Source organism: Candidatus Cardinium hertigii (assembly GCF_050864915.1).
Classification (GTDB): domain Bacteria; phylum Bacteroidota; class Bacteroidia; order Cytophagales; family Amoebophilaceae; genus Cardinium; species Cardinium hertigii_D.
Map to the genome: position 1 here is coordinate 79,814 of NZ_JBOZWY010000002.1, position 15,869 is coordinate 95,682.

At 37.1% G+C, this 15,869-nt stretch carries 10 protein-coding genes and 2 pseudogenes; 9 read left to right on the plus strand and 3 right to left on the minus strand.

The annotated features are described in order from the left end of the window. Positions 1-15: 15 nt before the first annotated feature. The 5 genes and pseudogenes from ACRRVD_RS01560 to ACRRVD_RS01580 all read left to right on the plus strand — a co-directional run bounded on the left by ACRRVD_RS01560 (position 16) and on the right by ACRRVD_RS01580 (position 4,755). Positions 16-1,518: a sodium:solute symporter family protein gene (locus ACRRVD_RS01560; protein WP_432461418.1), complete on the plus strand. Its 1,503-nt coding sequence runs from the start codon at positions 16-18 to the stop codon at positions 1,516-1,518. 359 nt (positions 1,519-1,877) lie between these two features. Next, a pseudogene (locus ACRRVD_RS01565) lies at positions 1,878-2,539 on the plus strand (Rpn family recombination-promoting nuclease/putative transposase); the annotation flags it as partial. Positions 2,540-2,548: 9 nt separating this feature from the next. Beyond that, positions 2,549-2,887: a hypothetical protein gene (locus tag ACRRVD_RS01570; RefSeq protein WP_432461556.1), complete on the plus strand. Its 339-nt coding sequence runs from the start codon at positions 2,549-2,551 to the stop codon at positions 2,885-2,887. 5 nt (positions 2,888-2,892) lie between these two features. Beyond that, positions 2,893-3,044 (plus strand): annotated as a pseudogene (locus tag ACRRVD_RS01575) (IS6 family transposase); the annotation flags it as partial. A 91-nt stretch (positions 3,045-3,135) separates the two neighbouring features. Beyond that, a complete protein-coding gene (locus ACRRVD_RS01580; protein WP_432461419.1) occupies positions 3,136-4,755 on the plus strand; it encodes a tetratricopeptide repeat protein in 1,620 nt (539 codons plus the stop codon). 27 nt (positions 4,756-4,782) lie between these two features. Here ACRRVD_RS01580 and rnr read toward each other — a convergent pair whose 3' ends face one another. Further along, positions 4,783-6,882 (minus strand): ribonuclease R, encoded by a 2,100-nt coding sequence (gene rnr / locus ACRRVD_RS01585; protein WP_432461420.1) that lies wholly within the window; start codon positions 6,880-6,882, stop codon positions 4,783-4,785. Between the two features lie 413 nt (positions 6,883-7,295). On the opposite strand from rnr, the gene yidC reads away from it, so the two are divergent. Together yidC and ruvA are read left to right on the plus strand one after the other, a co-directional pair. Continuing rightward, entirely contained in the window at positions 7,296-9,068 is a 1,773-nt protein-coding gene (gene yidC, locus ACRRVD_RS01590) for a membrane protein insertase YidC (protein ID WP_432461421.1), read from the plus strand. Between the two features lie 92 nt (positions 9,069-9,160). Further along, positions 9,161-9,760 carry a Holliday junction branch migration protein RuvA gene (ruvA, locus tag ACRRVD_RS01595; RefSeq protein WP_432461422.1) on the plus strand — a complete coding sequence of 200 codons (600 nt, stop codon included), beginning with the start codon at positions 9,161-9,163 and terminating at the stop codon, positions 9,758-9,760. A gap of 63 nt (positions 9,761-9,823) precedes the next feature. Here ruvA and ACRRVD_RS01600 read toward each other — a convergent pair whose 3' ends face one another. Further along, positions 9,824-11,206: a CCA tRNA nucleotidyltransferase gene (locus ACRRVD_RS01600; protein WP_432461553.1), complete on the minus strand. Its 1,383-nt coding sequence runs from the start codon at positions 11,204-11,206 to the stop codon at positions 9,824-9,826. A gap of 88 nt (positions 11,207-11,294) precedes the next feature. Further along, positions 11,295-12,629, minus strand: coding sequence for an esterase/lipase family protein (locus tag ACRRVD_RS01605; protein WP_432461423.1), 1,335 nt, complete (start codon positions 12,627-12,629; stop codon positions 11,295-11,297). A 301-nt stretch (positions 12,630-12,930) separates the two neighbouring features. On the opposite strand from ACRRVD_RS01605, the gene ACRRVD_RS01610 reads away from it, so the two are divergent. Together ACRRVD_RS01610 and ACRRVD_RS01615 are read left to right on the plus strand one after the other, a co-directional pair. Next, positions 12,931-15,210 carry an ATP-dependent helicase gene (locus ACRRVD_RS01610; protein ID WP_432461424.1) on the plus strand — a complete coding sequence of 760 codons (2,280 nt, stop codon included), beginning with the start codon at positions 12,931-12,933 and terminating at the stop codon, positions 15,208-15,210. A 42-nt stretch (positions 15,211-15,252) separates the two neighbouring features. Further along, on the plus strand, positions 15,253-15,849 hold the full coding sequence (locus ACRRVD_RS01615) for a DUF4290 domain-containing protein (protein ID WP_432461425.1): 597 nt from the start codon (positions 15,253-15,255) through the stop codon (positions 15,847-15,849). Positions 15,850-15,869: the final 20 nt, after the last annotated feature.

A 15,869-nucleotide genomic window follows, 5' to 3' on the forward strand; every position in this document is an offset into this window, starting at 1 on the left:
AATCTTAATCCTTCTATGCCACTCTATAACATCCCCTTATTTATGGTATTGGCTTTTTTATTCGTGACCCTTACAATAGGCCTTTACATGAGCCAAAAGTCCACTACTTTCCGTGCATATGCAGTAGGTACGCAGCAATTTCATACAACTACCTTAATAGCTAGTCTTTTAGCTACGGGCTTTGGAGGAGGATTATTGATGCGTGAGGTACCGAAGATGTATGATCAAGGGATATGCTACATATTCTTGACCCCTGCAGGGTGCATGTTATCATCGTATATAATAAGTCTACTGGCGTTGCATATGGGACCATTTATGCAGCAGCTTTCTATGGCAGAGACCATAGGTAGCATCTATGGCCCATATCTAAGGATGATTACGGCTTTATTAACTATCGGTTGTTGTATTGGTATCGTGGCTATTCAAATCAATGTAATGTCTTGCTCCATTGGCATGTGTATGGATACAACGGCCCCTTCTATCCTGACTGTTTTGGCTACATTAACCCTTATTAGCTATGCTGTTTTTGGAGGTATTCGTGCCATTACCATTACCGATCTATTCCAACTGGCAACTTTTACAATTGTTATACCCTTCCTTCTTAAGCTTGTATTTGTAAAAACAGATCAATCATTTTTAGAAATTATAAGGTTTCTACAAAAAGAAGAAAAATTTCAATGCAAGAACTTGTGGGAATTTGATAAAAAGTATTGGATAGAGTTATTGAATGACTTAAATAATGTATTGTTTTTCTCTCCTGCAATTATACAACGCTTCTATATGTCTACTGGCCCCATTCAAGCTAAAAAGGTTTTCTCGCGTGTAGTGCTTTTTAAGACCATTATATCGATAAGTATTTGCTTCATTGGACTGTTTGTTTTTGTAGGAAATCCAATCTTACAGAAAGAAGCGATTTGGTCTTATATCCTAGCTGGTATATCGCCTTTTTATAAAGGATATGTGACCATTAGTATATTGGCCATGACGATGTCTACCGCTGATTCTTATTTACAGACTGCTTCTATTATGATCAGTCATGATATGGTGGAAAGCATGCGCAACATAGAAGCACCACCTTATATGCACAAGCTTCGACTGGCTAAATTAGCTACACTGGTTACCGGTCTATTGGCTATGACCGTAACGGTTTACTACCCTAATCTATTTGCATTAAGTGAATTTGTTTTTGAATGGCTTGCAGGTAATTTTATAATTACCGTGACACCTCTTTTTATTTTAACTGTTCTTGGTTTTCGCGGTACTACGCGTACCGCTTTGATGGGCATGGGTACCAGTATAGTGGTCATCCTGATTTGGAACCATTGGATCAAACCTAAAATAGAAATAGATGGTAAAATTATTGCCATGGCCGCCAATGGGTTGGCGACAATGGCGGCACACTATTGGCTGCCCCAATCGCCTGGTACGGGATGGGCTGAGCCAGATGCGCAACAAAAAAGAATGATGCAGTTGATACGAGCATTTAAAAAATATAGAAAAAATATAGATCGAGAATAGTGGTTTCCAGATGGTTGTAAAACAGGTATAAGCCATCTGTTTAGGCAATGATCTGAAATTAAGGGAAAGACGTTTTTGTACTGCTTACAAGGTAAGCTATACAAAATGGCCACTATACTAATCCAAACTATTTCTTAATGGGACTAAACAAAACTAGTTTATCACTATATAGTGGTTAGGAAAAATAGAACGAATACTACCATTCAAATATTGAAAAAAAATTTCAATACAATAAATTTAATACAAATAATAATTCAGGATTGACTAATTAAGAACTGTGGATGACAGGTCAGTTGGTTCTGTATAAGCGAAAAAGTTATTATATTGGATGTTATAATTGATATCTCTTCTGTATCCCTATGGTAACTTCAAAGTTTTTAAGTCCTAAGAACGACGTAGCCTTTCGTAAGATATTTGGTAGCGAAAAACATAAAGATATTCTTATTCACTTTATCAATGATGTCCTAAATCTAAAGGACTCAGATAAGGTTGAAAAAGTTACTTTCTTATCCACGATTCAAGATCCAGATATTGCCTGTAAGAAAGAAAGCGTAGTAGATGTCTTATGCACAGACCAATATGGGAAGCAAATAATAGTAGAGATGCAGGTTGCCCCCCAACAAGGTTTTGAAAAAAGAGCGCAGTATTATGCCTCTAAGGCCTATTCCAGGCAACTCAACTCAGGTCAAGAATTAGGTGCTAGATACCAAGATCTTAAAGCAGTTATCTTTATAGCTATTACGGATTATGTTATATTTCCTGATAAAAAAGATTACTTATCTAATCATGTTATTCTAGACGCAAAGACCTATGAAAGAGATTTAAAAGACTTTTCATTCACTTTTATAGAGTTACCCAATTTAATATTAGCTGTATAGAAGCACTCTCTACTATTATAGAAAAGTGGTGTTACTTTTTCAAGCATGCTCCTTCTACCAGCGAGGAAGACCTAAAAAAACTAATAGGCTCTGATTTAGTTATCCAACGCGCCTATGAAGCGTTAAATAGATTCAACTGGTCAGAAAAAGAATTGTTTACCTATGAACAAGAGATCAAGCGCATCATGGATAATCAAGCGGTAGAAGATTATATGAAACAAAAATCTAGAGAAGAGGGTATACAACAGGGTATACAACAGGGTATACAACAGGGTATACAACAGGGTATACAACAGGGTATACAACAGGGTATACAACAGGGTATACAACAGGGTAAAGAAGAGGGTAGAGAAGAAGGTAAGCTAGAGGGTAAGATTGAAATCGCTAAGGCTATGCTACAAGAGGGAGATTCAGTAGATAAGATTATACGTGTTACCGGTTTATATAAGTGTGATATTCAGTCTATTAAGAAGATTATTCAGATGCGATAGAGCTGATAAAACGCATGCTAGGGTTTAAGCGTTTCCATGCTGCTGCCATTACACTATAAAAGGGGGAAATATTAGAATCATTCAAAAAGGACAATTAATCGGAGCTAAAAAACAGGTATCTACTTTTGAGAACTTCAATAAACTTATGGCCGAATAATAATAAAAATTCAAGACAAACGGAAGATCCAACAAAAATTAAACATAGATGCAACAGAGTCTCGTTAAGTAGTGCAATAGTAAATTAAAGTATGGATAAAAAATATGGGATGATCCTTTATAAAGTAGATAGGTATAGATTTTTTTGTGTACTGATGTGGTTGGTAATTCCCCATTCCCTTTTGGCGATTCCTCCATCTATAGCGCAGATTGTACGTACCTTTGAGGGTCAAAATAAGCAGAAGAATGCTAAGCCAAAGCATAGTGAAGTGCTATCTCCATCAGTAGATGGTGCAGACAATAACCCTCTACCAGAGCAAGCAACTGGTTTGTCTAATGTACAACAAGCTCGATTGGCTATTGACTCAGCTATTAAAGATAGGAAGCTCGCAAGACATCCTTCGACCTGGTATTATAGAGGGGTTATTTATGATCGACTTTTAAGGGATCATGTGGCTTCAGAAGAAGCACCCGCTTTGTTGGATCAGGCTCTTACCGCCTATGCACAAGCGCAGCAATTAAGTGTATCTAAATACACACAATTTCATAGTTTTTCAGTTGGTAACTTAACCGCTTTATGGAGTTATTTTTTAAACAGAGGAATAGGCTACTATAGACAAGAAGCATTTGATCAAGCCATAGAGCAATTTGCTATTTGCAGACGTATTTTATCTAAAGAAACTACGCCATTGCTGTATATGGCTATTGCCTATCATAGCCATGATAAGCCAGAAGAAGCCTTGCGTTATTATCAAGACTATTTAAAAGTAGAAGGCCCATGCTTTGTTGTTTTGCGTGCTATGGCTGCTATTCATTACCATAAACTTAAAAATTTTGATACAGCTATAGCCATTCTGAATGAAGCACTTCTTCAGTTTCCTTTTAATAATGAGTTGTTGGAAGAAAAATGCTGTATCTATGAAGCCGCTGGAAAAGTAGATGCCTATGCAGATGGCTTAGCCATTGGTCTCCAAAATAAAGAGATCCATGCCTATTATGCATATGCTTATCTCCTAGAATATCAAGGACGTGTAGAAGAGGCCGTTTTTTATTACAAGCAAGTTTTAAAAAATCAGCCCCATCAATATGATGCGTTGCGTCAAATAGGTTTTGTATTTTACAATAAAGCCATAAAACTGCACAGGGATACGGTACAATTATTTGGACAAAAAGAGCCATTAGTCCATCCTAGGTTGACTGATTGGCATCGGTTAATCGGTGTAACGCTTAGATATACATCGCCCGATGGTATCGGATCCGTATCGCGTCACGATATATGGCCCATTTTTAGTGTAAGACGTTGCCTCTCTAAGTCACTTCTATTTTGTGCCCGCCCTACCTGTGTAGTATACGATTATCACCTTGTTCAACACAGTAAAATAAATATCTTAAATCTGTTGTTAGAAACAGGTAATATATCCTATACCAGCCCTTTATATAGCTATATAAACCAAAAAAAAGCAGCAATATTGGCCTCTAATCAGTGGGCACAAAGGGTATCAAAACTAAAAGAGCATCTAAAAAAATCTTTGTATTACCTAAAAACAGCGCATTCACAAGACAAAAAAGATAAAGTGGTTGCGCAAGCTTTGTACTATAGTTATTACTATTTAAAAAAATATGGATCTGCTTATAGCTTATTACAAGCGATGCACAAGAAAAAACAATATCTTTCAGATGATCCATTCTTCACCCATAAAGAAAAAGATTAATGGCTTCTTTTTTATCATATACCCAGATTAGCATAACCAAAAATTAATATGTCGTTTATCTAAATCGCAATTTTTGACTTTTACCTTTACGATATCGCCTAATCGGTAACATTTTTTAGACCATTTTCCAACTACTTGAAAATGCTTCTCCTCAAAAGCATAGAGATCATCGGTAAGGTCTGATAGACGAACCATCCCTTCACAACCATTTGATAAGATTTCTATATACATATTCCATTCGGTTATGCCACTGATGATTCCCTCAAATATTTGTTCCTTTAGATTTTGTATAAATTCTACTTGTTTGTATTTGATAGAGGCCCTTTCTGCATTTGCAGCGAGGTATTCTTTTTCTACAGCATATTGGCATTTTTTTTCATAGGATGCTACATCATAGATGTGTGCACCTTTTAAATATTGCTTCAAAAGACGGTGTACCAATACATCTGGGTACCTTCTGATCGGAGAAGTAAAATGGGTATAATGTGCAAAGGCCAATGCAAAATGTGGATCAGGTTTTGTAGTGTAAAGCGCTTTGGCCATAGATCGGATGGCCATCGATTGGATAATGGTTGCTTCTTTTCTGCCCTGAATAGCCTTTTCTAGATCATGCATAGCTTTATATATAGATGTTTTGGATCCATTTATTTTATATCCTAGTTGGTTCACAAATAGAAAAAATTCATTTAATTTATCGGGATCTGGATGGCCATGCGTTCTATATATAAAAGTAGGCCCTAATTTTTCCTGTTTTGATTTTAGATTTGCTGCATAGGTAGCTACTTCCTGATTGGCTAGTAGCATAAACTCCTCAATAAGTTTGTGGGCATCTGTACGGCACTTTGACGTGACTTTAAGTGGCTTACCATTGGTATCCAGATCAAATACTAACGATCGGGTTTCAAAATTAATCGCTCCTTTTTGCGAACGCTTTGCATGAAGCTGTTTGGCTAAGTGATTCAATATGGTAAGCGCTTGGTAAAAATCACCTCTTTGACGATCTATGCTCATTTGGGCTTCTTCATAAGAAAATCTTTTATCGGAATAAATGATGGTTTCTCCCAACCATTTGTCATAAACTTTTCCTTGTGCATCCAATTCAAAAATAGCTGAAAAGGTTAATTTAGTTTCGTTTGGACGCAAGGAGCATAGTCCATTAGAAAGTAGTTCCGGTAACATGGGAATACAACGATCTACCAAATATACAGAAGTATTGCGTGCATATGCTTCTCTATCTAGTAGGCTATCTGGTACAACGTAATAACTTACATCTGCAATATGAATACCTACTTGATGGTGGCCATTGGCTAAAGGCTGATAAGAGAGGGCATCATCAAAATCTTTGGCATCTACTGGATCTATGGTAAAAGTAGGTATATGCCTCAGGTCTCTTCTTTTGGTTATTTCTTTTTCCGTAATAACCGTAGGTATATTTTTGATGCTTTCAACTACATGGTCAGGAAAAGTTTCGTTTAAACCAAACTCAGCCATAATCGCATGCATCTCTACTTCATGTAGGCCAGCTTGGCCAAGATGTTGCACCACGGTACCTGTTAATTGCTTATGCGTATTAGGGAAAGAAGTTAATGCAATAACCACCTTGTCATTTTCTTGTAGGATGGCGTTATGTTTTCCCTCTAATAGAACAGTATAGGTAGTGCGTTTTTGTTCAAAAATGGCTTGCGGTTGCTTTCCAGAAAGGATGATGCGTCCAATGATGGCTGCAGTATTGCGTTCAATAATTTCTACTACCATACCCTCTGGTCGTTTACGCCGTTTCCCTGAAAACAAGCAAACTTTAACTAAGTCTTTATCTAGTGCACATAGTAAATTTTTTTGATGCACTAATATATCTATAGGTTGATCAGGTGCGATAATATAAGCATATTCCCTACAGACATAATCTACTCGACCTGTTACATAAGTAGGTGCACTGGCATATGCATAACGTCCTCCCTTTAGCTTTTTAATTTTACCCTGTTGCACAAGATTTAATAACGCTTTTTTTACTTTAGTTTTATCTGATTTTGAATTGATCTGTAATGTTGTACAGAGTTGTTGTATGCTATATGGGTGATGTAGATCTTGTTGTAAGGTCTTACAAATAATCGTAGTATAATTTTGCACTGCTTTTGTCTTATAAAAATCAACATTTTATCTTACAGGTACTATAGAGCAAGGGGCCCTCTGTCGTTTCAGTCTAGTGTGTCAGTTTTATCCTTAAGGTACAAGATATGATTATTTTTTTCAATTGTTTTTATTCTAAAGTTTGGTATTAAAAGTATTCTGGATTTTCTTCCATGTATCTAAAATAGTTACGATTAGAATTAGATTTGAGTAAAACACAACTACACGTTTGCCTCAATAAAATCAAATTAGGAACAGAAGTAATGAAAAAATTTATCAAAAAAAAGTTGTTTTTTAACATAATTCGTTAAGAATAACTATATTTGTTTTCTGTATCTTTAAAAACTATAATGAGGTCAGCTCTGCCTTTATGACTTACATGATAATGCATCTAAAATTTTTATTTGTTGTATATGGTTCTAGATAAAAATAAAATTGTTCGATTGTTCTTTATATCAACAGGTTTACTTATTTATTTTTATTTCTTTAACCCTAAATCGGAAATGCACCGCGTTGTATCTCCTGCTGCTACTACAGATCGGACAATGGTTCCATTAAGTAAAACAAATGCAGCCAATCCGCTGGTTTTTACTCCTTTTAGGGTGGCACTTCAGGGGGAAGAAAAAGATATCACAGTTGAAAATGAGTTTCTTAAAGTAGTGCTGAGTACAAAAGGTGGTACTATAAAAAGGGTTGTACTAAAGCAGTATAAGGATAAAAATGGGGAAGCATTGGTCTTATTGGATGAGCAAAGCAGTCATATGGGCATTTCTTTTCCCTATGAAAATTTACCTGTAGATACCAAAGACTTATACTTTCAAACCCAAGCCAGTCCTGTTTATAAGCTGAAAGAAGCTGAACAAGCTAAAATAGTTTTCCGGCTCGAATTAAATGGCGCTCAATACTTGGAGCAATCATTTACCTTTTCTGGAACCAGCTATCAAATCAACTATGATTGGCATGCTGTTGGCATGGAACGCTATCTTAATTCAACTACTCAGGCTAATTTCCATTGGAATATAGCTATGAAAAGTTTAGAAACGGATGCAAAAGCAGATACTTCTAGAAGTACGGTTCAGTATTATTTACTGGATGAGACTTTTGATAAGTTAAAAGAATCCTCAACAGAAGTTGAAAAAAAGCATATAACAGTACCCATCAAATGGGTGAGTCTTAAGCAACGTTTTTTCTCATCTGCCATTGTTGCTGCTGATTCTTTTAAACTAGGCGACCTTCGTATGGAACCATCGGTATCGCCAAATATTACGAAGTCTGTTGCTTTATCCCTTACCTTGTCTGACAAAGATAAAGCGGCAGGTCATGGCCAATTCGTCTTGTTCTTTGGACCCAATGATTATAAAATTCTGAAAAAGATTACAAAAGGATTTGAGCAAAACATACCTTTGGGATGGGCTATTGTCAGATGGGTCAATAAAGGGCTGATTATTCCCCTTTTTTATTTTCTGGAAAAATATTTTTCTAATTATGGATTAATCATTTTCTTATTGGTTTTTATCATTAAGTTATTATTGGCACCGCTTGCTTATAGTTCTTTTATCTCTATGGCTAAAATGAAAGTTCTAAAGCCGGAATTGGATAAGATAAAAGAGAAATATAAATATGATCTACAACAAGAACGAATTCAGCAAGCTGCTTTTTGTAGGGAATTAGGTATTAATCCATTAAGTGGTTGTATCCCTGCTCTACTTCAAATGCCTATTCTGTTGGCTATGTTTAATTTTTTCCCTCATGCCATTGCACTGCGGCAAGCTTCTTTTTGGTGGGCAAATGATTTATCAACTTATGATAGCATTATGACGCTTCCTTTTACCATACCATTCTATGGCAATCATGTAAGTTTGTTTACATTACTAATGGCGTTATCAAGCATTTTTAGTAACCAAAGTGGCCCAAAAGAGGGACCTATGAAAGTACTATCTTATACAATGCCTTTTGTTTTTATGCTTGTCCTGAATACATTTCCTGCTGGATTAAGCTTTTACTATTGCATCTCTAATGTGATGACCTTCTTACAACAAAAATTTATAAATTACTGGGTGGATACAGATGGTATAAAGGAAAAATTGATGGCTAGACAACAAAACGCAAAACAAGGTGGTGCGAAGCTTTCTTTTCAGTCTAGGGTTGCTTCGGCTATTGAAGCCAACAATAAGAAAAAAAAATAGATCGTAATGGTATTGCATCGATCTATGATTTTTTTGTACTATATAAGGCGTAATTAAGTACTAGGTCGAAGTAATCTTCTAGTATTACATCTATGATTGCACAACTTATAGGACAATTATTATATAAGGAACCCACTTATGTCATTTTAAACGTAGGGGGAGTAGGCTATGGCTTGCATATTTCTTTATATACTTTTGATCAAATAAAAAGCTTAGATAGCTGTACCTTGTTGACGGTTATGCAAGTAAAAAACGAAGCTGCTACTTTATATGGTTTTTATACACTAGAAGAAAAATCATGGTGGTTGCAGCTTATCTCTGTTGGTAGCATTGGTCCTAGGATTGCCCTGACCATCTTATCTTCTCTCAATCCAGCTGTTTTACATAAAGCTATTCTACGTAAGGATGAACGTTTGCTTACCTCGATTAAAGGGGTTGGCGCAAAAGCTGCGCAACGATTGATACTAGAACTCTCGGATAAAGCGCAAAAGTTGCATGATATGCAAGATACCTTGGTACTACAACCGACCGAAAGCAAGATAGATCAAGATGCCATAATGGCTTTAACTAAATTGGGTCTTACCCCAAAAGTTGCAGAAAAAGCCATTGCAACCGTGCGGGCAGAGACAGTTACCCCACTTACGCTCGAAGCGCTTATTAAAAAAGCCTTACAGCCACATACGTTCAAATAAAAAACAAGTATGATGGCTAGGCGGTTATTATTTTTTTATATAGATGCGATAAAATCGAACCAGTTAGCATAGCCCATGCCGTTTACCAAGCATTAACATATAATCAAATGCTTCTTGGTAGCTGTTTTTAATTATACCTTCTAATATAGCCTCCTTAACTGCCTTCTTAATAAGGCCTACCTGGGGGGATGGTTTTAATCCAAATGTTTGGATAATAATTTTACCCGTAATAACAGGTTGAAAATTTCTAATTTTATCACGCGCTTCCACTTCCCAGACCCGGTGCTGTACCTTATCAAAGTTGGCCAAATATTGTTGCACTTTTGCCTCGTTTTTAGAGGTTATATCAGCTCTACACAACAAAAATAAATCCTCTAAATCATTCCCAGCTTCATACAAAAGACGCCGTATCGCTGCATCTGTGACCTCGTTGGCCAAAGCTATAGGACGTAAGTGCAATCTAACCAATTTTTGTACATAGCCCAATACTTCTTTAGTGATAGGGAAGCGCATTCTTTTAAAAAGCTTAGGCAACATTTTGGCGCCCTGCTCTTCGTGCCCATGAAAAGAAAAACCATGTATGGGATCAAATCTTTTAGTCAATGGTTTGGCAATATCATGCAAAACAGCTGCCCAACGCAGCCATAATTTACTAGAATGATGCGCTAGATTGTCCAAAACTTCAAGGGTATGGAAAAAATTATCTTTATGAGAATGGCATCCAATTTGTTCTTTCCCTACAAGGTGCTGTAATTCTGGTAGTACAACAGATAATAGATTTGCATCAAATAAAAGTTTAAAGCCATAAGAAGGGCGATCGGTCATAATGATTTTATGGAGCTCTTCTGAGATACGCTCCTGGGCCACAATAGCCAGTCGATCCCGAACCGCTTTTATGGCGACCCATGTTTCTGGTACTATGGTAAAATTGAGCTGTGTCGACAAGCGTATGGCACGCATGATACGCAATGGGTCATCTGAAAAGGTTTGATAGGGATTACAAGGGGTTCTAATCAAAGCATGGATCAAATCGCTCTGGCCGTTGAATGGATCTATGAATCGTCCATAATCTCCTTTATTTAAAGAGACTGCCATTGCATTAATGGTAAAATCTCGACGCATTTGATCATCAGCGAGTGTTCCTGTTGATACACTTGGATGACGAGAATTCAATGCATACGATTCTTTTCTAGCGCTTATAAACTCTAATGCCCACTCATCCCATTGCAACATAGCGGTACCAAAACGCTTAAAAAGCGTAACTGGAACAGCTTTGTATTGTGCTACAGCCTTTGCGAGTACCATACTATCTCCTACGCAGACAATATCAATATCTTTGGCCATGCGGCCTAAAAACAAATCGCGTACAAATCCTCCCACTACATAGCTTTCTAATGAAAGCGCATCAGCAATCTCCCCGATTTGACGCAAGATGGGGTGATCCATGATCCCATCCAAGGGAACGATACACTTTTTAATTTTTACACTGTCCAATATTTTATTTTTTAAATGATGTCTTTTGTTCTATACGTAGCTAAGGAGAAGATGCCTCTTCTTTTTCGATAAATAGTTCCTCTTTGCTTTCGTAAAAAGTTCCTTCTATAGACTCCACGACCTTTTGTATAACGTTCCTATTATTGAGCTCGGAAATGCCTTTTTTTACTGTAACACCTACTTTATTGCCATGACAGGCACCGTATACTTTTATACGTTTAAAGTTTGGCTTAGTAGTCCATCCTTCTGCATGTTGTGTATCAACAGGAAGCAACATATCATGTTCACATCTTTCATTGCCACTAATCAAACGTGCATATGTAGCATTAAGTTTATGCAATTCCTTGGCGTCAATAGAGGGAAACGAATCAAAAAGATCGGAAAAACTGGTTAAAACACCTGCGATAGCGGTAATAGGCAAGCCAATTTCTTTGAGCCCTGAAGGCACATAACAACCTATAAAATCACTCTCTGGATCTAATGCGGCAGCGCCGGGGCATATTTTATCGATAAAATATGTGACTGCTACGCTGTACAAAGTAGGCCATTTCTCAGCGAGTTTAGGCATAAATTTAAAAAAATATTTGATTACAGCTTTGCCATAATTTTTTTCTACTCTATCTAAAGTAGGTTCTATTTTTTTAAATTCTTTTTGAAACTGGTTGATATCTTTCATATGGTCCATTACGGGTGCCCCTTTCCATGGTGTACCTATAGTGATTAAATGATTAATATGGATACCTTCTTTTTTCAAATCATACGCATATTCTTTAACCAGAGCAAAACCGCGTAATCCCCCTTGACTATGGCCTACAATTACGATATGCTTACCGGGAAGCTTTGCTTTTATTTCTTCATATACTGATTTAGCTTGGTCTGTTATACAACGTGAGGTAGTAGGCGAATCAAAAGAATTTAGTACCCCTTTTTTATTAGAATCTTTATTCAAACTTGTTGAGGCTAGTATCGTAGCATGTGGAAATGCTTGTTTTAAAGAAGCCTCCATAGTAGCAAAATCATAAGAGAGCCTATGCAACCCATGCAACAATACAATAGCTTGCTTGGTCTCTTCTACTTTAGCGATTCCTTTCAATTTTTTTATTTTGTTTGGATACGGATTAGGATTATCTGACAAATAAAACGCTTCTCTATCCCTCTTTTTTAATTTATAGGCTGCTGGAATGGGACCACTTTTACCTAATGAAGCTTTTGAAGTCAATAGTGTTTGGGTATTTAATGGAAGTGGTACTTTACCTTTGTCATGCTTGCGCATACAATTTTTACTGCTACAACTAATGACTAGGGTCAAAAAAACCATCAAACTAGATCGACCAACCGAAATAAGGGATTTAGAAAGTCCTATGATGTAGCGCATACTGGTAGACTCCTAATAGTAAAAAATATATAAAAATAGTATTAAAGGTAAATGTTTTAACATTTAACGAATAAGTTCAATATAGCACTTTTGATCTATTTTAAAAAGATGAGCCCAATTAGGATGGTATGCGCAACCCCTTGTTTGGCCTTTATCTAACTATTTATTAAATTGCTTTGCCCATTTATCAACTCACAAACGTAATCCCTATGAAAGGTTTAAACCATGAAAGTACACCTGCTTAGATTCTAGCTAATATAGAAAGTACACCTGCTTAGATTCTAGCTAATATAAAAGTAAAATGGTCATCACAATGCAACCAGCTACAGAAGCATCCTATCTTTCTGGACTTAATCAGATGCAAAAAAGAGCAGTTACCCATACCGAAGGTCCCTCCATTGTGGTAGCAGGTGCTGGCTCCGGTAAAACCAAAGTATTAACCGCCAGAATAGCCCATCTCCTTAAGGAAAACAAAGCAGCAGCTGATGAAATTCTTGCTTTAACCTTTACCAACAAAGCGGCTGCTGAAATGCGTCACCGCATCACCCAGGTAGTGGGCAATGTAACTAAAGCGATATGGCTAGGAACCTTTCATAGTGTATTTATGAAACTATTGCGATATGAAGCCAATAGTTTGGGATATCCTTCCAATTTTAGTATTTATGATACAGACGACAGTAAATCACTTATCAAACAAATTATTAAGGGAATAGCGCTTGATGAGAAGGTGTACAAACCAAGTCTTATACTAGGGCGTATTTCCCATGCCAAAAATAGATTGATTGCCCCAAAGGACTACGCTGCAGACCCAACCTATCAAAAAGAGGATGCCTACATGCGTATGCCTAGATTCAGTGAAATTTTTATGAAATATACCCATTACTGCTTGCAAGCGGGTGCAATGGACTTTGATGATCTATTGGTACAGACACATAAGTTGCTATATGATTATCCTGCATTAAGTAAAAAATACCAACAACAATTTCGCTATATATTTATTGATGAGTTTCAAGATACCAACTTGGTTCAATACCGTATTGCTAAAAAACTAGCTGCCTACCACCAGAATATTTGCGTAGTGGGAGATGATGCACAAAGTATTTATGCATTCAGAGGTGCCGATATTCAAAATATCTTGCATTTTACCCATGACTATCCTCATCACCAAATGATCAAGCTGGAACAAAATTACCGCTCTACCCAACATATTGTGGATGCAGCCAACCGTATCATTAGCTACAACGAAAAACAATTAAAGAAAAAGGTTTGGACAGCCAACGCGATGGGTGCCCCCATTCAGGTGCTAAGGACTCTGTCAGATATGGAAGAAAGTCGGTTGATCGCAGATACTATTTTAGCGGAAAAATTGAACCACCAACTGCTTTATCGCGATTTTGCTATATTATATCGTACCAATAATCAATCCCGGAATTTTGAGGAAGCATTGCGTAAAAAGAATATTCCTTACCGCATCATAGGGGGGCTTTCTTTTTACCAACGCAAAGAAATAAAGGATCTTTTAGCCTATTTGCGCTTGGTAGTAAACCATAATGATACGGAAGCTTTTAGAAGGATTATTAACTTCCCTAGAAGGGGAATAGGCCCCACTACCATTAATAAAATTTTTTCTATTTCAGCCGAAAAAATGCTTCCCCTCTGGACCGTACTGGGTAATGTAAATAATTTTTTAAGTGGTACGACTGCAGCGGCTGTAACCCGTTTTGTAACATTGATTCATACTGCTACCTCAAAGCTAGAAAAAGAAAATGCATATGCTATAGCAGACTATATGGCCAAAGCATCTGGGTTACTCAAGGAACTGCATGAAGATAAAACAGTAGAGGGATTAACCCGCTATGAACACATCCAAGAACTGTTAAATAGCATCAAACAGTTTGTAGACCACTCTGACCACCATGATGCAAGCCTAGGTAGTTTTTTACAAGAAGTAGCAGTGATTACCAGTGAAGATAAAGAAACTACAAAAGAGGATTCGATTACACTAATGACCATTCATGCTGCTAAAGGGCTAGAGTTCAAGTGCGTATATCTGGTAGGCATGGAAGAAGAGCTCTTTCCTTCTTCTATGATGTTGGGCAGCAAAGCAGACTTAGAGGAAGAAAGACGTCTTTTTTACGTAGCTGTTACCCGTGCCCAGCTAAAATTAACCTTGTCTTATGCATTAAGCAGATACCGATTTGGTAAATTAACAAATGTTCAGCCAAGTCGTTTTTTAAAGGAGATAAGTTGGGACGATACGGCAACCAAAGCTATGGCTAAAAGCATAGCGACTGACCCTTTCCGTACTGGTAAGGCTATGGCTGCCCAAAAACAGTTAAACAAACCGATCCGAACTATTGGCCCCATGGTGGCACCTGCTACACTAGGCATTCCGTCTAGTACTGATGCTACTGCTATACAGGTTGGTCATACGGTCCAACATCTTCATTTTGGTGTAGGAAAAGTCTTGCAGTTGGTGGAATCTTCAGCCATGCGTAAAGCTGTTATTCTTTTTCATAAATTCGGGGAAAAGACTTTATTGTTAAACTATGCAAAACTAGAGATACTGCCTTCCACGTAAAAGACCTATTGAATACTATTTATTATAACCCAATAACGCATAATGTACGACTATAATACAACTCGATCGCCTTTAATCCTTAAAGAGTATGGTAGAAACATACAAAAGCTTATGGAGCAGATTGCAGCGATTAAGGATAAAACGGTTCGCACGCAAAAGGCCCATAGTATTGTAAAGCTGATGGAGGTGGTCAATCTCAAGGCAGGATCTCTCGAAAAACGTTGGGGTGATCTTTTTATTTTATTAGATTATAAGTTAGATATCGATGCCCCCAATCCCAAAGCTATTAAACGAGAAAGTAGTCAGCCCCATTATTCCCATATGCCCTTTGTTAAACGAATCAGGTACAAATATTATGGGCGACATATGGAATCACTCTTGAAAAAAGTCACCACCTTGCCCACACTTAAAGAACAACAGCAAATGCTTATAGCAGTTGGAAAACTTATGCGTCGTTTTAGTAGCACATGGAACAATGATTACATTAGTAATGAAAGAATGATGGAGGATATCAAGCGGATGGTTCCAGATGGTACAATACTTGATGTAGAAATACTACGCACGCTACCAGACGAAGGTGCAAACGGTCAAAAGTTTAAAAACAAATATCAGGTAAAAGCTAGTACGGCTAAAAAGTAGCTGGAGCCCATATTTATAGA